General features: G+C 57.1%; 19 protein-coding genes. 4 read left to right on the top strand and 15 right to left on the bottom strand.

All coding sequences use genetic code 11. The annotated features are described in order from the left end of the window. The first annotated feature begins 29 nt into the window (after window positions 1-29). From glcD to glcF, 3 genes are read left to right on the top strand one after another with little or no spacing between them, the layout of a single operon-like run. Window positions 30-1,529, top strand: coding sequence for a glycolate oxidase subunit GlcD (gene glcD / locus LNA76_RS08435; RefSeq protein WP_230018747.1), 1,500 nt, complete (start codon window positions 30-32; stop codon window positions 1,527-1,529). Beyond that, a complete protein-coding gene (gene glcE, locus LNA76_RS08430; RefSeq protein ID WP_230018746.1) occupies window positions 1,529-2,614 on the top strand; it encodes a glycolate oxidase subunit GlcE in 1,086 nt (361 codons plus the stop codon). The genes glcD and glcE overlap by 1 nt, the downstream gene beginning before the upstream one ends. Beyond that, on the top strand, window positions 2,599-3,822 hold the full coding sequence (gene glcF / locus LNA76_RS08425) for a glycolate oxidase subunit GlcF (RefSeq protein ID WP_230018744.1): 1,224 nt from the start codon (window positions 2,599-2,601) through the stop codon (window positions 3,820-3,822). Before glcE ends, glcF begins: the two co-directional genes overlap by 16 nt. A gap of 226 nt (window positions 3,823-4,048) precedes the next feature. On the opposite strand, the gene LNA76_RS08420 is transcribed toward glcF, so the two are convergent. The 8 genes from LNA76_RS08420 to LNA76_RS08385 all read right to left on the bottom strand — a co-directional run bounded on the left by LNA76_RS08420 (window position 4,049) and on the right by LNA76_RS08385 (window position 11,619). Continuing rightward, the gene (locus LNA76_RS08420) at window positions 4,049-5,002 is read right to left on the bottom strand and encodes a Gfo/Idh/MocA family oxidoreductase (RefSeq protein WP_094196056.1); all 954 of its coding nucleotides are present in this window, start codon (window positions 5,000-5,002) and stop codon (window positions 4,049-4,051) included. A gap of 39 nt (window positions 5,003-5,041) precedes the next feature. Further along, on the bottom strand, window positions 5,042-5,890 hold the full coding sequence (locus LNA76_RS08415; RefSeq protein WP_094196057.1) for a class III extradiol dioxygenase subunit beta: 849 nt from the start codon (window positions 5,888-5,890) through the stop codon (window positions 5,042-5,044). Between the two features lie 12 nt (window positions 5,891-5,902). Next, window positions 5,903-6,295, bottom strand: a complete 393-nt coding sequence (ligA, locus tag LNA76_RS08410) for a protocatechuate 4,5-dioxygenase subunit alpha (protein ID WP_094196058.1) — start codon at window positions 6,293-6,295, stop codon at window positions 5,903-5,905. A gap of 16 nt (window positions 6,296-6,311) precedes the next feature. After that, on the bottom strand, window positions 6,312-7,232 hold the full coding sequence (locus tag LNA76_RS08405; protein WP_094196059.1) for an amidohydrolase family protein: 921 nt from the start codon (window positions 7,230-7,232) through the stop codon (window positions 6,312-6,314). Window positions 7,233-7,242: 10 nt separating this feature from the next. Then, window positions 7,243-7,926, bottom strand: a complete 684-nt coding sequence (ligK, locus tag LNA76_RS08400; protein ID WP_094196060.1) for a 4-carboxy-4-hydroxy-2-oxoadipate aldolase/oxaloacetate decarboxylase — start codon at window positions 7,924-7,926, stop codon at window positions 7,243-7,245. Window positions 7,927-7,958: 32 nt separating this feature from the next. Further along, window positions 7,959-8,987 (bottom strand): amidohydrolase family protein, encoded by a 1,029-nt coding sequence (locus LNA76_RS08395; RefSeq protein ID WP_094196061.1) that lies wholly within the window; start codon window positions 8,985-8,987, stop codon window positions 7,959-7,961. A 33-nt stretch (window positions 8,988-9,020) separates the two neighbouring features. Then, window positions 9,021-10,391 carry an MFS transporter gene (locus LNA76_RS08390; RefSeq protein ID WP_230018742.1) on the bottom strand — a complete coding sequence of 457 codons (1,371 nt, stop codon included), beginning with the start codon at window positions 10,389-10,391 and terminating at the stop codon, window positions 9,021-9,023. Between the two features lie 118 nt (window positions 10,392-10,509). Beyond that, on the bottom strand, window positions 10,510-11,619 hold the full coding sequence (locus LNA76_RS08385; protein ID WP_230018740.1) for a 4-oxalomesaconate tautomerase: 1,110 nt from the start codon (window positions 11,617-11,619) through the stop codon (window positions 10,510-10,512). Window positions 11,620-11,755: 136 nt separating this feature from the next. On the opposite strand from LNA76_RS08385, the gene LNA76_RS08380 reads away from it, so the two are divergent. Next, a complete protein-coding gene (locus tag LNA76_RS08380; protein ID WP_022983202.1) occupies window positions 11,756-12,712 on the top strand; it encodes a LysR family transcriptional regulator in 957 nt (318 codons plus the stop codon). Here LNA76_RS08380 and LNA76_RS08375 read toward each other — a convergent pair. The 7 genes from LNA76_RS08375 to LNA76_RS08345 form a co-directional block, all read right to left on the bottom strand. Further along, window positions 12,709-14,127, bottom strand: coding sequence for an MFS transporter (locus LNA76_RS08375; RefSeq protein WP_230018738.1), 1,419 nt, complete (start codon window positions 14,125-14,127; stop codon window positions 12,709-12,711). The two genes, LNA76_RS08380 and LNA76_RS08375, sit on opposite strands and share 4 nt — an antisense overlap. Window positions 14,128-14,186: 59 nt before the next feature. Next, window positions 14,187-15,638, bottom strand: a complete 1,452-nt coding sequence (locus tag LNA76_RS08370; protein WP_230018737.1) for an aldehyde dehydrogenase — start codon at window positions 15,636-15,638, stop codon at window positions 14,187-14,189. A gap of 36 nt (window positions 15,639-15,674) precedes the next feature. Beyond that, the gene (locus tag LNA76_RS08365) at window positions 15,675-17,240 is read right to left on the bottom strand and encodes an FAD-binding oxidoreductase (protein WP_230018735.1); all 1,566 of its coding nucleotides are present in this window, start codon (window positions 17,238-17,240) and stop codon (window positions 15,675-15,677) included. Between the two features lie 10 nt (window positions 17,241-17,250). Beyond that, window positions 17,251-17,742 (bottom strand): hypothetical protein, encoded by a 492-nt coding sequence (locus tag LNA76_RS08360; protein WP_230018734.1) that lies wholly within the window; start codon window positions 17,740-17,742, stop codon window positions 17,251-17,253. Between the two features lie 10 nt (window positions 17,743-17,752). Then, window positions 17,753-18,115 (bottom strand): c-type cytochrome, encoded by a 363-nt coding sequence (locus tag LNA76_RS08355; RefSeq protein WP_230018733.1) that lies wholly within the window; start codon window positions 18,113-18,115, stop codon window positions 17,753-17,755. Between the two features lie 38 nt (window positions 18,116-18,153). Further along, window positions 18,154-19,323 carry a 4-hydroxybenzoate 3-monooxygenase gene (gene pobA, locus LNA76_RS08350; protein WP_094196067.1) on the bottom strand — a complete coding sequence of 390 codons (1,170 nt, stop codon included), beginning with the start codon at window positions 19,321-19,323 and terminating at the stop codon, window positions 18,154-18,156. 385 nt (window positions 19,324-19,708) lie between these two features. Then, window positions 19,709-20,143 carry a hypothetical protein gene (locus LNA76_RS08345; protein ID WP_094196068.1) on the bottom strand — a complete coding sequence of 145 codons (435 nt, stop codon included), beginning with the start codon at window positions 20,141-20,143 and terminating at the stop codon, window positions 19,709-19,711. Window positions 20,144-20,390: the final 247 nt, after the last annotated feature.

The raw sequence follows: 20,390 nt of genomic DNA, 5'->3' as shown, positions 1-20,390 counted from the left end.
TCAGGAGACTTTAAAAGACAGGAGGCGTCATGAGCTTGCGCTACGACGAAAAACTGGACGGAGTGCTGCCCCGCGTGGACAAAATGCAGCTGCTTAGCCGTTTGCGTGATGATATTCCCGACCTGGATGTGCTGCACACGGATGAGCAGTTGCACCCTTATGAGTGTGATGGGCTCAGTGTGTATCGCGCCAAACCCTTGCTGGTGGTGTTGCCTCGTAATGTGGAGCAGGTACAGGCCGTAATGCGTTTGGCCCATGAAGTCGGCGTGCCGGTGGTGGCCCGTGGTGCGGGTACCGGTTTGTCGGGCGGTGCCATGCCTTTGGAGCAGGGCATTTTGCTGGTGATGGCACGCTTGAACCAGATTCTGGATTTGGATCCCGTAGCCGGGATTGCCCGTGTTCAGCCAGGCGTGCGTAATATTGCGATCTCTCAGGCGGCCCAACCCTTTGGTTTGTATTACGCGCCGGATCCATCTTCGCAGATTGCCTGTTCGATTGGTGGCAACGTAGCGGAAAATGCGGGTGGTGTGCATTGCCTGAAATATGGCCTGACCGTACATAATATTTTGCGCCTGGAAGTCATTACCGTCACAGGCGAACGCTTGATTCTAGGCTCCGAAGCCCTGGATTCGCCCGGCTTTGATCTGATGGCTTTGTTCACCGGTTCCGAAGGCATGTTGGGCGTCGTTACGGAAATTACGGTCAAGTTGCTGGCGCGTCCGCCCTGTACGGTGGTGCTGCTGGCCAGTTTTGACGAAGTGGAAAAAGCGGCCGATGCCGTGGCGCAGATTATTGCCCAGGGCATTGTGCCGGCAGGGCTGGAGATGATGGATCAAATGTCCATCCGTGCGGCCGAGGACTTTATTCACGCAGGTTATCCCGTTGATGCACAAGCGATTTTGCTTTGCGAGATTGATGGCGCTTTGGAAGATGTGCAGGACGATGTGGCCCGTGTCGAGCAGGTGTTGTTCCAGGCCGGTGCGCAAGAGGTGCGAGTGGCTCGGGACGAACAGGAGCGGCAGCGTTTCTGGGCTGGTCGTAAAAATGCTTTTCCCGCCGTAGGCCGGATCTCACCCGACTATTACTGTATGGATGGCACCATTCCGCGTCGTCAGTTGGCCTATGTCCTGAAGAAAACCGCCGAGCTTTCCGAAGAGTACGGCCTGCGTGTCGCCAACGTATTTCATGCTGGCGATGGCAATATGCACCCCCTGATTTTGTTCGATGCCAATGAGCCCGGCGAACTGGAACGCGCGGAAGCCTTGGGTGGCAAGATTCTGGAATTGTGTGTGGAAGTCGGCGGCACAATTACTGGCGAGCACGGCGTAGGTCGAGAAAAAATCAATCAGATGTGTGTGCAGTTCAACGACGACGAGCTGCAGTTTTTCCATGCGATCAAAGCTGCTTTTGATCCCAAAACCATGCTGAATCCCGGCAAGAACATTCCTACCCTGCATCGCTGTGCCGAAATGGGTGGCATGCATATCCATCACGGGCAACTGCCTTTCCCAGAGTTGGAGCGATTCTGATGAGTACCGTAGAACACAAGAATCAGGATCGCAGCGCTGAATTGCTGGAGCAGGTTCAGCAAGCCCTGGCCACGAAAACCCCGTTGCGTCTGCAAGGCGGCAACACCAAAGCCTTTTTGGGCAAAGCCGTGCAGGGACAAGCGTTGAGTCTGGCAGGCCATGAAGGTGTGGTCGATTACGACCCGGCGGAGCTGGTGGTCACGGTGCGCGCCGGGACGTCCTTGCAAGCATTGGAAAAAGTCCTGAACGAGCAAGGCCAATGCCTACCTTTTGAGCCGCCTCTGTTTGATGGCCGAGCCACGGTTGGCGGAGCCACCGCCTGTGGTTTGTCGGGACCGCGCCGACCCTGGGTAGGTTCACTACGGGACTATGTGCTGGGCTGTCGTTTGATCAGTGGCATGGGCACACATATGCGTTTTGGTGGCCAGGTCATGAAGAACGTTGCCGGGTATGACGTGTCGCGTTTGATGGTTGGTGCGCAAGGCGCCTTGGGTGTGATTACGGAAGTGTCCTTCAAGGTCCTGCCGCGTCCACGTAGTCGCGCCAGTCTGGTGCTGGATGTCGCTCAGCAAGACATGGCGGGTTTATTGCGTGGCTGGCGTGACCAAAGTCGCCCCATTACGGGTGCAGCATGGCAGGACGGACGTTTGCATTTGCGTCTGGAAGGGGGGGACAGTTCGGTGCAGTTGGCCCAGGAGCAAATCGGCGGGGAGGCCTTGGACTTGTCCTATTGGGATGATTTGTGCGAACAGCGCCTGGAGTTTTTCAGGCAGCCCGGCACCTTGTGGCGAATTGCTTTGCCAGTGGATGCACCCGTACAAACATGGCCCGGCCAGATTCTGGTGGACTGGGGTGGGACACAACTGTGGCTGAAATCCGATGCCCCTGCCGAGCAGATTCATGAGCAGGCTCAAACCATGAAAGGGCATGCCCGTTGCTGGTCTGGATCAGGCGCCGGGCAGGATATCTTGCCCGAGTCCTTGTTGATATGGCATCAGCGCTTGAAGCAACAACTGGACCCTGTTGGGATTTTTAACCCTGGTCGTCTCTTTCCTTCGCTGGAGTCCACATGCAAACACAATTGACATCATGGGCTCAACAACTGCCGCAAGCCGAGCAAGCCCAGGCCATTTTGCGCTCCTGTGTGCATTGCGGGTTCTGTAATGCCACCTGTCCGACTTATCTGGATCAAGGCAATGAGTTGGACGGTCCCCGTGGCCGTATTTACCTGATCAAGATGTTCCTGGAAGGCAAGGTGACCTCGGAGCTGACTCAGCACCACCTGGATCGCTGCCTGAGTTGCCGTAACTGTGAAACCACCTGTCCTTCGGGGGTGAAGTATCACAACTTGCTCGATATTGGCCGGGCTGCGTTGGAGCCCAAAGTCAAGCGTCCTTTGAAGGATCGCGCCATGCGAGTCGCCTTGACGCAGATTCTGCCAGAACCTGGTCGCGTCGGTGCCTTGTTGGGGGTCGCGCGAACCATGCGTCCCTTGCTGCCATCTTCTTTACAGGAAAAAATCCCGCCCAAGCAAAATGCGGATTTAACGCGCCCTGCACAGCGACATAGCAAACGCGTCCTGATGCTGGAAGGCTGTGTGCAACCTGCCATGGCACCGTCTATTAACGCCGCGACGGCCAGAGTGCTGGACCGCTTGGGCATCAGCGTCACGCCTATCGCTCAGGCAGCTTGCTGTGGCGCATCGTCCTTTCACTTGGGCGCGCAAGAGCAGGGCTTGGAGCAGGCCCGTCGAAATATCGATGCCTGGTGGCCGCAGATCGAACAGGGGGCGGTGGCGATCGTGCAGACCGCCAGTGGCTGCGGGGCCTTTGTGAAAGAGTATGTGGATCTGTTCAGGAATGATCCTGCCTACGCCGAGCGCGCTCGCCGCGTCAGTGAGCTGGCCAAAGATCTGGTCGAAGTGCTGGAGGAGCAGCCTTTGGAGGAATGCCTGAACACGCAAACCCGCCCACGTCTGGCTTTTCATTGCCCTTGTACTTTGCAGCACGCGCAGAAACTGGGGGGGCGAGTCGAGGCGGTGCTGACTCGTCTGGGTTTTGATCTGGGTGCGGTGCCTGATAGCCATTTATGCTGCGGCTCAGCCGGTACGTATTCACTGACTCAACCTGAAATTGCCGGACGCCTGCGGGACCGCAAGATGGATGCGCTGGAGAGCAGCAAACCTGACCTGATTGTTACGGCCAATATGGCTTGCGGGAATCATTTGAATGGAGCGGGCCGCACGCCGGTCAAGCATTGGATTGAGCTGGTGGATCAATACTTGAGTGCATAGTTGCAGGAATCAGGGTTGTCCGAGTCGTTGAGTGTTTGTCTGCTGCGCTTTGATGAGCTTAAAAGAACGACCCAGAGCAGCCGCATCGTTTGCGTGTGAGTATCGAGGCAGGCAGGGGCAAAGTAGGGGGTTTTGCCATCCTGCCTGCTGTGCAATAAAGCCCCTTGATGATGTGCTTGCCGCTGTTGGGCCGGCAGTCTGTGTTGCGGGAAGGGGCGGTGCGGGCTTAGGCGGTCAGTTGTTTTTCGAGCTGGTCCAGTGTTTCATAGCAGGCCAGCACTGAGGCCACGCTGGAGTTGGGCTCGCGATTTTCCAGAATGGCCGCGATAAACTCCCGGTCTTGCAGTTCAATACCATCCATGGAGACATCCACCTGCGAGACGTCGATCACCTCGTCCTTGCCGGTGGTCAGATCGTCGTAGCGGGCCAGATAGGTTCCCTTGTCGCAGATGTAGCGAAAGAAGGTGCCAAAAGGCCCATCATTGTTGAACGATAGCGATAGCGTGCACAGTGCCCCGCTTTCTGTCAGCAACTGGATGGACATGTCCATGGCAATGCCAAGCTCAGGATGAATAGGGCCTTGGATGGCATTGGCCTTGATGACTTTGGAGCCAGTCTGGTATTGAAAAAGATCGACGGTGTGCGCGGCATGATGCCAGAGCAGATGGTCTGTCCAGGAACGCGGCTTGCCCAAAGCATTGGTGTTGCTGCGGCGGAAAAAATAGGTCTGTACATCCATTTGCTGAATGTTCAATTCACCCGCCTGTATCTTTTGATGAATCCACTGATGGCTGGGGTTGAAGCGGCGCGTGTGGCCAACCATGGCCACTAGGCCTTTTTCCTGTTGTACTTGCAGCACTTCCTGGGCGCCGGCCAGGGTGTCCGCCAAGGGAATTTCAACCTGTACGTGTTTGCCCGCTTTCAGGCAGGCCAGTGTTTGTTCGGCGTGCATTTGAGTCGGGGTACACAAGATGACGGCATCGACTTCCTTGCTGGCCAGCGCCTCGTTCAGATCGCCCGAGGCGTGGGGGACCCCGTACTTTTGCGCCACTTCCTGGGCCTTGGCCTGGGTGCTGGACACGATATAGGTGACCTGGGCTTCGGGGATACGGGCCAGGCCGTCCAGGTGCTTGATGCCGAAGGCGCCAGCGCCTACCAGTGCAATATTGACTTTCTTCATTTCTATTTCCTTTCGTTCAGAGCGTGGGGCCAGGCCCGCTCACGCTGTCTCTTTGTTTTCCAGGATCAGGTGTCCTACCGCGGTATTGGAGGCGGGCACATGGTAGAAGCGGTGGCGCACATCGACGTGTGGATTCATGGCGCCACGCGCGACCAGCCACATCACCAGCTCAATGCCTTCCGAGCCTGCCTCACGCACATAGTCGATATGGGGCACGCGAGCCAGGGCATCGGGGTCGGCAATCAGGCGATCCAGAAATTCGTTGTCCCATTGCGCGTTGATCAGTCCGGCGCGCGGGCCTTGCAACTGGTGGCTCATGCCGCCTGTGCCCCAGATCTGGACATTCAGATCTTCGTCATACGAGGCGACTGCGCGACCGATTGCCCGGCCCAAATCCAGACAACGCTGGCCGGAGGGGGCCGGATACTGAACCACATTGACGTGCAAGGGGATCACGGGGCAGGGCCATTGTTCGACCTGACCGAACATCAGCGACAGCGGAACGGTCAGGCCATGGTCCACTTCCATTTTGTTGCACAGCGTCAGGTCGAAATCGTCCTGAATGACCGAGTGGGCAATGTGGGCCGCCAGTTCGGGATGCCCTTGTACCGTGGGAACCGGGCGTTTGCCCCAGCCCTCGTCACTGGGTTCAAAAGAGGCGCCTGTGCCCAGGGCAAACGTGGGGATCAGGTCCAGGCTGAAGTTGTTGGCGTGGTCGTTGTAGACCAGGATGATGACATCCGGCTTGTTTTCCTGCTCCCATTGCTTGGAGAATTCGTAGCCGTCGAACACTTTTTTCCAGTAGGGCTCGGTGTGCTTGCCCAGGTCCAGCGCGGCACCGATAGCGGGAACGTGCGAGGTATAAACAGAGTGTTTGATCTTTGCCATGATAGGTTCCGGTTATTTTTCTTGTTCGTGTAAGTAGCGGTTGCCTTCGGGGGAGCGGCCACCCTTGAGCATCATTTCCCGATAGTCCTGTTCGCTCATCCCGGTCATGCTGCCCGCCATTTGTTGGAAGGACAGGCCATCGGTAGCGCCGATCTTGGCCAGAAAGTAGATGTTGCCGCCCAGTTGCATGCAGCGATTCAGGTCACGGCTAAGTACAGCCTGTTTTTGCTCTGCACTCATGGGCCATTCATCCAGATAGGCGGACTCGTCCGCTTTAAAGCGGGCCCGGTTTTCTGCTTTCATCAGTGACATGCAAAACTGGTTCAGGTGGTAGCCCTTACGCGATTGTTCCGAGTCAAAAATAATCGTGCCCGGTATATCCTGGTACGGTTTGTCCAGTGCCATCGTTATCTCCTCAAATTCATGTCAACTCTTCTGGCCAATACAGGCGCATCGGGTTGTCCACTAGTAGTAATTGTTGCTCTGCGGGACTGGGCGCAATTTGCGCCACGTAGTCAACCAGCAAACCGTCATCGGGCATATGGTCTTTCAGGTTGGGGTGGGGCCAGTCAGTGCCGAACAAAACGCGGTCGGGGAACTGCTGCATCAATCGGCGGGCAAATGGCACGACATCCTGATACGCATGCTGCTCGCCATGTAGGGCGGCAGGCCCGCTTTTGCTCAGACGTTCGGGACACGAGAGCTTGGACCAAATGTTCGGGTGTTCGGCCATCAAGCGTACGAACAGGTCGAACTCGGCACTCTCAGCCCCTTTGCTGACATCCGGACGGCCCATGTGGTCAACGACCACTGTGGTCGGTAGACCGGTGAAAAAATCCCATAGTTCTGGCAAATCCTGTGCCTCGAAGTACACCACCACATGCCAGCCCAAAGGCGCTATTTTATGGGCAACGCTCAGCAGTTCTTCTTTCGGCGTGAAATCGACCAGACGTTTGACAAAATTGAAACGCACACCGCGCACGCCAGCCTGGTGCATGGCGTCCAACTGCTGTTGCGTGACATCCGAGCCCAGGGTGACAACGCCACGGGCCTTGCCGTGTGAGGCTTGCAAGGCATCGAGCAGGGCGCGGTTGTCCTTGCCGTGACAGGTGGCTTGCACAATGACGTTGCGGGCAAAGCCCAGGTGGTCGCGCAAGGCAAACAACTGCTGTTTGCTGGCATCGCAGGGAGTGTATTTGCGCTCGGGGGCGAAGGGGAATTGCTCAGCGGGACCAAACACATGGCAGTGGGCATCAACCGCGCCAGCCGGCAACTGGAGCCGGGGTTTGGAGGGGGCGGCGTACCAGTCTAGCCAGCCGGGAGTCTTCTCGAAATGGCTCATCATCCTTCCTTCAGTCGATATAGCGGAGCCCGGCCTTCTCCAGGGGCTCGCGCATTTTGTACATATCCAGGCCCAGGACACCGCTGGCCAGCTTGGCGCGTTTTTCCCCCTCGAAGCTTTCTCGTTTTTGGGCAGCGGCCAGCGTGACGGCGGCCTGGGCGGCGGGTACGCACACCACGCCATCATCATCAGCCACGATGACATCGCCGGGCGTGACCCACATGCCGGCACACACGACTGGAATATTGACCGAACCCAAGGTGGCCTTGATGGTGCCCTTGGAGGAGATGGCTTTGCTCCAGACGGGAAAGTTCATTGCCTGCAAGGTGTTGATATCGCGCACTCCGGCGTCAATGATCAAGGCGCGCGCTCCACGGGCCTGGAAACTGGTGGCTAGCAGGTCGCCAAAATAGCCGTCGCTACACTCCGAGGTCACCGCAGCGACCACGATATCGCCGGGCTGTATCTGCTCGGCGACGACGTGCATCATCCAGTTGTCGCCCGGTTGCAGCAGCACCGTGACGGCGGTCCCCGAGACTTGCTGGCCGGGGTAAATCGGGCGCATATAAGGTTTGAGCAGACCGACACGGCCCATAGCTTCGTGGACAGTGGCCGAGCCCAGGGCTGCCAGTGCATCGGCGGCCTGGCGGTCGGCACGTTGAATGTTGCGGTACACGACACCCAGTTCGTACATGGTTGTTTCCTTGGTGAATGGTTGCAGGTGGCTTACAAGCCTTTTTTCTTCAGGGCAGCGTCCAGGCGCGGGAACACGCGGCGGGCGTTGCCTTCGTAGATCTGGTGGCGTTCTTGTTCGTTCAGCTTGAGCGTGGCTTCGATATAGCGTTTGGTGTCGTCGTAGTAGTGGCCGGTCGTGGGGTCAATGCCGCGCACCGCGCCAATCATTTCGCTGGCGAACAGGATGTTCTTGACAGGGATAACCTCGGTCAGCAGGTCGATGCCCGGCTGGTGGTACACGCAGGTGTCAAAGAAGATGTTGTTGAGCAGGTGCTCGTCCAGCAGGGGCTTTTTCAGCTCCTGTGCCAGACCACGGAAACGGCCCCAGTGATAGGGCACAGCGCCGCCACCATGAGGGATAAGGAACTTGAGCGTGGGAAAGTCCTTGAACAGATCGCTGGTCAGGCATTGCATGAAGGCCGTGGTGTCTGCGTTCAGATAATGGGCGCCGGTGGTGTGAAAGCAGGCATTGCAACTGGTCGAGACGTGGATCATGGCAGGGATGTCGTACTCCACCATTTTTTCGTAAATGGGGTACCAGGAGCGGTCGGACAGCGGCGGGGCCGTCCAGTGACCACCGGACGGGTCAGGGTTCAGGTTGATGCCGACGTTGCCATACTCTTCTACACACTTGACCAGTTCGGGAATGCAGGTTTTGGGGTCCACGCCCGGCGATTGCGGGAGCATGGCAGCCGGGATGAAATGGTCTGGAAACAGTTCGCTGACGCGATAGCACAGTTCGTTGCAAATGGCGGCCCAGGTGCTGGAGGTCTCGAAGTTGCCGATATGGTGGGCCATGAAACTGGCACGGGGACTGAAGATGGTCAGGTCCGAGCCGCGTTGTTTCATCAGCTTGAGCTGGTTGTTCTCGATGGTCTCGCGGATCTCGTCATCGCTGATCTTCAGATCACTGGCGCGGGGCGTTTGACTGGGGTCTTTCAGGCCGGCGATCTGCAAGTCGCGCCAGGCCCCCAGTGCGGCGGGGGCCGTGGTGTAGTGCCCGTGTACGTCGATGATCATGGAAGGGTCTCCTGCGTCTTGATGCTTAAGGGGTTAATGAGAGGGGGTAACCGTGCCGCCTTGCGGCTGCGCACGGCTGTATTGCTTGATGAGGAGGGCGGCCATGGCGATGACGCCTGGGATGGCCACAACGGTAAAGATCTGGCTGAAATCCAGGTCGCGCGCCGTCAGCTCGGCCACCAGGAAAGAACCGGCAATGCCGCCAAAACGGCCGATGCCCAGCATCCAGGCCACGCCCGTGGCGCGTCCCCGAGTGGGGTAGTAGGCGGCTGCCAGCGCAGGCATGGAGGACTGTGCGGTATTCATGAGCGTGCCGGCCAGAAAGACGACCACGACCAGGCCGCCCAGATGTCCGGCCATCTGGCCTATCCACCAGATGGATACAGCGGTCAATGCGTAGCCCAGAGCGATGATGCGGTTGGCGTTGAAGCGATCCATCAACCAGCCAGAGAGCACCGCACCTACACCACCCAAGGAGAATAGGGCGGCGACCAGGGTGCTGGTCTGGGAGCTAAGCCCGGCTTCTTTGAACAGCACGGGCATCCAGTTCATCAAGGCGTAGAAAATGACCAGCCCCATGAAGTAGGCCAGCCAGAGCATGAGTGATCCCAAGCGGTACTGACGCGATAACACGATAGCGATGCCACTGTTGGCGGCAGGCTGGGGGCTGGTCTCGCTCAGGGTAAAGCGTTGGACGCCGTCCACGGCCTTGCCGGCAATGGGGGCCAGTGCTCGGCGGATGCGGTCGGCGGAGTCATTTCGGGCGACCATGTGGCGCACGGACTCGGGCAGCTTCGGGATCAGCACGATCAGTAGCAGCAGGGGGGCAATGCCACCCAGTATCAATACACTGCGCCAGCCAAACTGGGGAATCATCCAGGAGGCCAGAAAGCCGCCCAGGGCGGCACCCAGAGGAAAGCCGCAGAACATGGCATTGGTCAGGGTGGCACGGCGGGCATCGGGGCAGTATTCGCTCATCAAGGTGACGGCGTTGGGCATGGCCGCTCCCAGGCCCAAACCGGTCACAAAGCGCAGAGCGGCCAATGTCCAGATGTCTGGGGAGAAACCGGAGGCCAGGCAGGCGAGGGCAAAAACCGCTACCGAGCTGACCAGCACCGTCTTTCTGCCCAGCCGATCAGCCAGTGGCCCGGACAGCAAGGCTCCCGTTGCCAGTCCGAACAGAGCAGCGCTGAGTACGGGGGCCAGAGCAGGCTTGCTGACACCCCATTCGGCGATCAACGAGGGGGCGATATAGCCGATGGCAGCCGTATCAAAACCATCGAGCAGCACAATCAGAAAGCACAAACTGAAGATGAGCCATTGAAAGCCAGAAAAGGGGGACTCGTTGAGCAAGGTTTGCACATCAAGGCTGGGTTGGTCTGTGTTGTTGGCTAGGGATGTCATGGTTTGTCTCGTCCAATATCATTGTTTTTCGGTGGGCACCGTATGCGCAGGCGCAGCCCACCCCCTGCCACCCCAGTGGCGCAAGCCCTGCGGTGTTCTTTTTTTGTTTGAAATGCGTTTAGTTCGAGTGCGGGACCAGAACGTCGCCGCGCATCAGTGCTCTTGCGGTACGCAGCAATGCTGCCTTGGTCACAATCTCGGGGTTTTCGGGGTCGCTATCGAGCGTGACGCTGAATTCGCCAGTGGGATGTTCGACCGATAGCGTGACTGGACCTTGAGCTTGCTCGAAGCGGGCGATCCCCTCGCAAACCGTGCCGGGCAGTTTGATGGCCGTACCCACTGTCACGGCAGCCAGCACGCCAATGGCCTCATGGCATACATGGGGGATGAAACTACGGGTGGTCACAGCGCCGCCGTGTTCAGGCGGGGCGATCAGTGTCATCTTCGGGTAATTCTTGGTCGAGACATCGCCCAGTCCCATGCGTTCGGATATCTGCAGGCGCAACGCTTCTACGCGTTGCTTCAGTTGCGTATTGGCGTTGAGCTCAGCCACGCTTTCCAGACCGCTTACGCCCACATCGGTCGCCTTGAAAATCACTAGCGGCATACCGTTGTCAATGCAGGTGACATCCAGGGTGAACGGGGGCAAGCCGTCCGCATGAACGGTGATGGTGTCTTTGGGTTTGCCCGTGGGCAGCAGGCCCGAGCAAACCGAGCCTGCCGTATCCAGAAAATTGATGGCAATCGGGGCGCTGGTGCCCGGTACACCGTTAATCGCGGCATCGCCGTCGTAGCTGATGACGCCTTCGGGGGTTTGCACCTGAATTTCGCTGACCATGCCGGTATTGAGCGTCAGGACTTTGACCGTGGTGGTGGGGCCTTGCGCCTGGATCAGACCTTTTTCCAAGGCAAAGGGGACGACCGCCGCCAGCATATTGCCGCAATTGGGCTTGGTGTCCACCAGATCGGAGTCGGGCTGCAGTTGGGCAAACAAAAAGCTCAAATCAGCTTGGCCGGTGCTGCAGATGTCCACGATCCCCACTTTGCTGGTCAAGGCGTGGGCGCCACCGATGCCATCGATCTGACGACGGTCGGGTGAGCCCATCAGCCTGAGCAAGAGTCGATCTCGTTCCTGGATATCGTCGGGCAGATCTTTGGCGTAGAAGAATGGACCTTTGGATGTACCCCCCCGCATCAGGATACAAGGAATGCTATATTGGCTGGCCATAGGTGGTGCTCCATAGGTCACTGAAAAAACAGGCAAACTGCGAGGCACATTGACTGTGTTCCCATTCGCTCTTGCTATGCGTACCTATTTTAGTAAGCCCGATAAAAGATAAAAGAACGAAACCCGACTAGTAGATATGTCAAAAAAACATAGCGAAGACAAGCGCCCTATGGAATACGTGATCGATCTCAAGCAATTGAGCTACTTCACGCATGTGGCCGAACTGGGCAGCTATACCCGAGCTGCAGAATTTACCAATGTGGCTCAGCCAGTCCTGAGCCGGCAGATTCGCAAGTTGGAAATTGATTTGCGGCAGAATTTGCTGATTCGTCACGGGCGCGGTGTCATGTTGACCGACGCCGGCAAGATCTTGCTCAAGCACAGCCGCTTGATTTTGCGCCAGTTGGAGCAGGCGCAGGAGGATCTGAGTCTGTCTGAGGGCAAGCTGACGGGGCACATGTATTTAGGTTTGCCGCCAACGGTGGCGCGCACCATTTCTTTGGATGTCGTGCAGGCGTTCAAGGAACAGTTACCCGATGCACACCTGACGATTATCGAGTCCCTGACGGTGAATCTGGAGGAGCAAATTCATCTGGATCGGGTCAATATGGGATTGCTGTATAACCCTTCTTCCTCGCCAACACTGGAGACGCAGCTTCTGGCCGAGGAACAGTTGCACCTGATCTGCGGTGTGGACAGCCCTTATGCGCAGGGACGCAGCCGTATAGCGCTTAAAGATCTGGCCGATATTCCGCTGATCATGCCCAGCCTGTCCAACAGTTTTCGGATGTTGGTGGAAAAAGAGATGCAAAAGCTCAATCTGAAGCCGCAGATTGAGTTTGAGATCAACAGTGTGGGGGTGATCATTCAATTGTTGGCCAAAGGCATGGGGGCTGCCATTTTGTCCCGCTCGGTGTTGGAGTTCATCCCGCAAAGTGGCTTACTGACGGCTATTCCAATCGAGCAGCCGGCCTTGGTTAATCGTTTGTACCTGGCCTATTCCTCCAAACGTTTGCCCACCAAACTCCAGGTTAAAGTGCGGCAGATCCTGATTGATATTTGCCAGCGACATTTCCCTGGTCGGGATGATTAAGCGCCTTGCTTTTGGGTCATGTTATGCCCATCCATGGCATGCAGGCGTCGAAAAATGAATGCGGAGCTCAGGGTAATGAGCCCGACAATGACAAACGTGAACTGGAAGGCTGTGGTGGCCGTTTGTACGGATGAGGCGCCAAACAGGGCTTGTCCGTAGCGCAGGAGCATGGCACCGATGGCGGTTCCCAAACCCATGGCCAGTTGCTGATTTACCGCCATCAGGCTATTGCCGCTGCTTTTTTGATAGGGACGCAATCTGGCCATGGTCAGGGTGTTGACGGCGCTGAACTGAATCGAGTTGGCGGCTCCCAAAAGCAGTAAGTGCAGACTGATCCACACGGTACTGGTTTGCGCATCAATAAAAGCCAGCGCCGTAATCAGCAGGCCGATCAGGATGGTATTGCTGAGCAAAATGGACCGATAGCCAAATCGGTTCAGCAATGGGTGCAAAAAGGGTTTGGCTGCCATGGCGGAAATGGCCATGGGCAACAGCAAGAAAGCGGATTGTACGGGGCTGTAGGCAAAGCTGATCTGAAACAGCATGGGCAGCAAAAAGGGCAATGCTGCCATGCCGATCCGGCTAAGCAGATTGCTGCTCAAACCAATCCGATAGGTACGTACAGACAGCAGATGGCCTGGATACAAGGCGTTTTGTTTGTGCGTGCTATGGCGCTTGTAGCCTAGCAAAAGAAAAAAACCGGCCAGTATTAACACCCCTGACAAAGCGGGGCTGGCGATGTGGCCCGCCAATTCAAAGCCCAGCGTCAGCAGGCAGGCGCTGCCAATGAACAGCAGCAAGCCGTGCAGATCCAGTTTTCCCGGCTTTTCGGTGTAGTTAGGCATCCACTTGCTGGCAAAAAACAGGGACAGCAGGGCAAAGGGCAGATTGATCAGGAAAATCCAGTGCCAACTGGCATATTGCACCAGATAGCCGCCTACCAGCGGCCCCAGTATGGGCCCCAGCAGAGCGGGCATGACGGCATAGTTCAGTACACGCAATAACTCGGCATTGCGAAATGATTTCATCAATACCAGTCGCGCCACTGGGGTCAGCAAGGCTCCGCCCATGCCCTGAATCACACGGGAGACCAGCAGCATGGACAACTGCGAGGACAGGGCACACAACAGCGATCCCAGGCCAAACAGAAACATGGCGGCCATGAAGATTCGTCGGGTGCCAAAACGGTCGCTCAGGTGTGCGCTGATGGGGATGCATACTGCCACAGTCAGGACGTAGCTGACGATGACCGACTGCATGTGCAGGGCTGAGGTGTTCAGGTCGCGGGCCATGCTGGGCAGCGCCGTGTTGAGTACGGTGACGTCCAGCATTTGCATGAAGATTGCCAACGCCAACAGCGCGGGCAACATGGTTTTTTGAAAAGGAGCAAGCGGTGCGGGGGCAGGGTGAGGCATGACAACAGGGCGCAGGGTCGGCCCGGGACCGATCCTGCGCCCGGGCCTGCAGGCCAGATTTATAAAGGATACTGGCGGGGGGTCGTCTGGACGGTAATCCAGCGCAGTTCGGTGAACTCATTGATGGCGGATTTGCTGCCAAAGCGGCCATAACCGCTGGCTTTCATGCCGCCAAACGGGGCTTGGGCCTCATCATGGACGGTGGGGCCATTGATGTGGCAAATACCGCTTTGGATCTGTTTGGCAATACTCAGGCCACGGTTCACATTCTGGGTGAATACCGCTGCCGCCAAGCCATATTCGCTATCGTTGGCCAAGCGGATTGCCTCGCTTTCCTCGTGATAGCGGGTCATGGTGACGACCGGGCCAAAGGATTCCGTGGCATAGAGCTGCATGTCGGGGGTGACGTCATTGACGATCAGCGGATGCATCAGGGCGCCCTCGATGTTCAGGGGGAGCGGCAAGGTGGCACCTTTGGCAACGGCGTCCTCTACCAGGGCTTTGATGCGCTGGGCAGACTGGGCACTTTCCAGATAGGCAAAGCGCGTGTCTGCCTGATCGGGTGAGCCAACTGGAATGGTCTTGATCTTGGCGACCAGTTTTTCCAGAAAGGACGAGGCAATCGACTCATGCACAATCAAACGCTCGGTTGACATGCAGATCTGGCCCTGGTTGAAGTAGGCGCCAAAGGCTACGCCGGCAACGGCCTGCTCCAGGTCGGCGTCTTCGCACACAATAACCGGTGCCTTGCCACCCAGTTCCAGCAGAACGGGTTTGAGGTATTTGGCGGCGGTGGCGGCGATGATCTTGCCGACCTTGGTGGAGCCGGTGAAGTTGATGCGTTTGACGGCCGGGTGGGCAATGAGCTGCTCGACGACAGCAGGCGCATCTTCGGGAGCGTGGGTAATGACGTTGATCACGCCGGCTCCGACGCCCGCGTCATTGAGCACTTGTCCCAGCAGAACATGGGTGGCCGGACACTGTTCGGAGGCTTTCAGGATGACGGTGTTGCCGCAGGCCAGGGGCATGGCCATGGCACGGGTGGCCAGAATCACGGGTGCATTCCAGGGAGCGATACTCACGACCACGCCGCAGGGAACGCGATAGGCCATGGACAGGCTGCCGGGCAGATCCGAGGGGATGATGGAGCCGTCAATCTGCGTGGTCATGGCAGCGGCTTCACGCAAGATGTTGGCCGACAAATGTACGTTGAAACCATACCAGGAGTCGGTCGAGCCTGTTTCCTGACGGACCGTGGCGATGAACTCGGCTGCGCGCTCGTCCATGAGGTCCGCCGCTTTGAGCAGGCGCAGGCGGCGCTCGGTGGGGCCCAGGGCTGACCAGTGCACAAAGGCTTGCTCGGCGGCCTGCAGCGCGGCTTGTACATCATCGGGCTGGGCGGCCGCCGCGACGGTCGCGGTTTGGCCGGTAACGGGATTCTGACGCGTAAATGTCTGTTGACCACTGGCCTCACGAAGTTGGCCATTGATCAGTAGTTGACTGGTGTTCATTATGTCTCCTGCAATGCTGCGGATAGATAGGCAAAGTTAAAACGGGTTGTTCAGGTCAATGCCGGATTTGCCCGGTGCCAGGATATTGTTCGGATCCAGGGCGCGCTTGATCGCGTGTTCGACCTGGCGTTTCACCGTTCCGTATGATTGGGCGACCCGCTCCTGAAAGCGTGTATTGACCCGATACACGGCATACCCTTCTTTCTCGAACTCATCGAGCAGTTCATTAAAGCAGGCATCGGCCCGTGCCGTCTCTTGTGGATTGTTGCGATCGTAAAGCACATCGATGACATGGTGCATGTCTCGCCAGCCCACAATGAACTCACCGACGTAATCGAGCCCGTGCTTGTTCAAAATGGTCTTGGCCAGTGTTTTTTGCTTGTCGCATTCGCTGCCACGGGCCTGGCTGACGGGGGCGAACCACATGGAGCCACCGCCTCCGCGCCAGTTGTACAAGCCAAACTCCTGCAAATTGGGCACGCCCGACATCAGTTCGGCGCGGTATTTGAAGGGTTGTGTATCGCCCGCCTCTTCCTGGGTCACCAACGTGCCTTTACCCATTTTCTTGACTGCTTCCTGGACAATTTTCCAGTTCACATCCACTTGCTCTTGTGTACCGTACAGGGCGGCGTAGACGTTCCAGGCTCCCAGGTTCTTGTCTTTCTGGATTTGCTTCAGAACGCTGTCCGGGGTGGCGCCCGGTTCACTCAGGTAGTCGCTGCGCCGCGTATTGCAGGTAGCGGCTTCCCACAGAATATTGGCAATAACCACCGAGTTGGGGATGACCTGGGCAATGCGCAAGGGGCGAATCATCTCCACGATATCGGCAATATCGGCCTCTTGCTCGAACTTGATTTCAAAGGGTTTATAGACGGGAGGTTTGGGCATGAGCCAAAACCCCATTTTGGTGCAGATGCCGTAATTGGCCTGGGTAAACATCCCGTCCAGAGTGGGACCGTATCCCCATTTGAAAACCTGCCAGGCCTTGTCGCCCGGAACACTGCCCATGCCGGTACGCAATACCTGACCGTCGGCCAGCACCAGCTCCATGCCGCATTGCATCATGAAGTGTTCGCCGTACGGGGTATAGCCCACGCCACGATCCATCGTATTGCCCAACGGGCCGGCAATGGCCGAGGGCGCAGAAAAGGACAGCATGAGAGGAATATTGTTGTCCTCCAGATAGTCGTAGAGCTGCTGATACGTCACCCCGGGTTCGACCAAAGCGGTGCACAGATCAGGGTCCACATGGAGGATCTTGTTCATTTTTTTCAGATCCAGCACCACCTGGCCCCGTTGTCCGGGCGCGGCCGAGCCATAACCGAAGTTGCGCCCAGTGGAAATGGTCCAGATAGGGATCTTGTATTCGTTGCAGATCTTGACGATCTGCTGTACCTGCTCCACGGTGGTGGCCGACAGCACCGCCGAGGGCGTATGCGCCTCTTCGGAGACCGACATCATGATTTTGGTGTAGGGCTGAATCTGTGCCGACTCCAGCAGGACATTTTCCTTGCCCAACAAGGTCTGGAACTGGGTCAGCGCCTGTTGAAACTGGGACTGATCTACCCCTTTGGGTAGCACCATTTGTTTGTTGTTTTGCACGACCCCCTCCTTAAATTTCGAGCATGAACGACACGTGATGGCCGTTTACGTAGTGTGTGTTTTGAATGGCAGATTGTATGGGTGCGGCCCCGGCCAAGGCAGCGCCCAGACCTTGGCTGTCCCGGGTGCTGAGCTGTGCGTGGTGGGCCTGCCAATGCAGACGGCCCTGAGCGCTGCGCAGCAGATCGATCACAATGGTGGCGCTGGCGTCATCGACCAGCCCCAGGATTTTTTTAGGTCCTGTCTGCTCTAGCAGGGTTTGCCATTGGCGCAGAAAGGACAAGTCGGTGCTGGTGTACAGCACCTGGGGGGCTGACGCGGGCTGGTACGCCTGTACGCCGCTGAGAAATGCCGACGCGCATTGGCCCGGCGTAAGAATGACATGCAGGGGGGGCGCTTGCTGTACACGGTTTGCCCAGGCAGTGGCGGACGAACACAGGCTGCCCAGGGCCGATCCTGTCAGTACCATGCCTTTGAGAACCTGACGACGTTGACTGTTCATGCCAGGCTCCTTATTTGCTGGTCGCGCTGGCGGACACCCGGGCCGGGGAGGTAGACAGATACTGACCTAGCTCCTTGAGGGTGGCATCGCTGATATGGGTCTGCGGAAAGGCAGGCATGGCTCTTAGGCCGCTGCGCACAATAATGGCAAAGAACTCGGGCGGAAGCTGCCGGCCTTTCAGTTCCGGGCCGATTCCTGCTTCGTGACAGTAAATACAGGTTTTTTCGTAGGTTTTCTGCCCCAGTGTCTTTGCTTGTTCGGCGGCAGCGCCTGTCGACAAACACAAGCTTCCCAGGCCCGCCAATGTCAGCAAGCGAGCCGTTCTGAGAGCGTGGCAAGTGAAGCCTTGTATTGCTGGCCTGTGGTAAGCCATATCCGTCTCCTGGTTACGATTGATTTTGATGTTTTTTGTTAGTAGGGAAGACCAACGTAGTTCTCGGCAAGCAGGCGGGCGCCGTGCTCGGAGTTCATCAGTTGGTTAAATTCTGCTGCCTGAAGTTTGTGATCCCAGTGATTCATGTCCGGGAAGGTGTGCATCATCCGCGTCATGTACCAGGAGAACCGCTCCGCGCCCCAGATGCGTTTCAGACAACGATCCGAGTAGCTCTCTATTTTGTCGCGACACTGGTTCTGGTAGAAGTCCAGCAGCGCCTCCGAGAGGTACAAGACATCACTGGCGGCCAGATTCAGGCCTTTGGCGCCGGTGGGAGGAACAATATGGGCCGCATCACCTGCCAGGAACAGGTTGTGATGGCGCATGGGTTCGGTCACGAAGCTGCGTAAAGGGGCAATGCTTTTTTCAATGCTGGGGCCGGTGACCAGGTTGGCAGAACGTTCAGGCCCCAGACGAGTGCGTAGTTCGTCCCAGAAACGCTCATCGGACCAGTCTTCTACCTTGTCGCTCAAGGGCACCTGAAGATAGTAGCGGCTGCGTGTTTTGGAGCGTTGGCTGCACAGTACAAAGCCGCGCTCATGCTTTACATAGATCAGTTCGTCCGAGACCGGTGGGGTGTCTGCCATCAGGCCCAACCAGCCAAAGGGATACACACACTCGTAGGTTTTCAGGATATCGGCCGGAATGGCGGGACGCGATACGCCATGAAAGCCATCACAACCGACGATGAAGTCACAGTCCAGACGGTGTGTCTGCCCTTCGTGCTTATAGGTGACATAAGGGTGGCTGCTTTCTACTTCATGCAAGGCCACCTCTTGGGCTTCATAGACGGTTGTTGCGCCGATCTTTTCACGTGCCTGCATCAAGTCGCGGGTGACTTCGGTCTGGCCATAGACCACGACATGGCGATTGACCAGTTTTTCAAAATCGACTCGAAACGAGGTGTCGCCAAACACCAGTTCACAGCCATTGTGTACTAGACCGTTCTTTTTCAGATTATCGGTGACACCGGCCTGCTCCAGGGCATCGACGGTGACGCTTTCCAGCACGCCGGCCCGAATGCGGCCCAGAACGTAGTCTCCCGTTTGACGTTCAAGAATGATGTTGTCGATACCGTTTCGGGACAGAATCTGTCCCAGCAGCAAACCGGACGGGCCCGCTCCGATAATAGCTACTTGAGTTCGCATTTTTTTCTCCACCAAGATGTTGCTGTGTTACTCGCTGTTTGGCGTATTGTCGTGAAAAAATCAGCAGGCAAATACATCGAATATGTACTAGCAGCTATGCGTTTTTATGCGAACAGTACTGTTTGAGTAGCCGAATCAATTTTAGGTGTTCTGTCTTCGAGTTGGGCGTGTGTCTATTCCTTTTGCACGGTGAGCGGATGAGCTTAAGACCCTGTCTGCCTGGGCCAGCACACGGTATGTTCGATACTTTGGCATGGTGCGGCGCAGCCGTGGTGAGAGCCGCAGGGCCCGGCCTTATATCGCTGGCTGGCCTGATGCTTGCCGATAAGCCATGACGTTTCGTTCCTGAAAATAGCGTGCGGACGGTACGCCTGAGGCTAGGTTTCTAACGCAGTTCACGCACTTTGCAACGAGTCTTTCCTAGCTCGTCCTTTCGGCAAGAGGTCGCAGCGGTGCCCTCAGCATCAAAATAAATCCCCATGTCTTCTTTCTTGTTGTCGGGCGGGCCGAAGCGATTGGCCGGGTTCCTGTTCTGTTCAAGCTGAGGCAGGCGGTTGCGCTCCAGTTGCTGCTCGCGAGCCGCCTGGCGTGCTTTTTCCTCATTGTTCAGTGCCTTTTGGAAGTTTCTGCTGAACTCCGAGTCCTGGGCTGGAGCTCTGGGCGTGCTTGGCGAAGGACTCGCTTGGCCTGGCATGGCGGAAGTCGAGCGCAGTTTTTTAAGATCTTCAGTGGTGACGGAAAAGTCGGTAGAAGCCGCGTGGCTGGCAACGGCAAGGAGACTGAGCAAGCCAATTGCAATGGGATTCAGGTATTTGCGCATCAGAATGTACTCGACGTGAATGAGGTTTGATTATCTATCGCTTGATAGACATTTCATGTTTTTTTGTTGGCATTCGATGCAAAGGGTTTGCCAGAGCACAAACGGCAACAGGGTGAACCAGGCGTCCGCAGCTCAGCCAGATAGCGCCAAGCTTTGCCAAGAGGGCGATAGAACAGAATAATGTCACGCACACACGCGGTCGGACGTTTAATGTGGTTTTCGGAAATAGGCTTGGGAAAACGCATTT

Origin of the sequence: Alcaligenes sp. MMA (assembly GCF_020907215.1) — a bacterium.
Classification (GTDB): domain Bacteria; phylum Pseudomonadota; class Gammaproteobacteria; order Burkholderiales; family Burkholderiaceae_B; genus Alcaligenes; species Alcaligenes aquatilis.
Note: the sequence above shows the minus strand (reverse complement) of the source record. Positions and strands in the feature narration are given on the sequence as shown.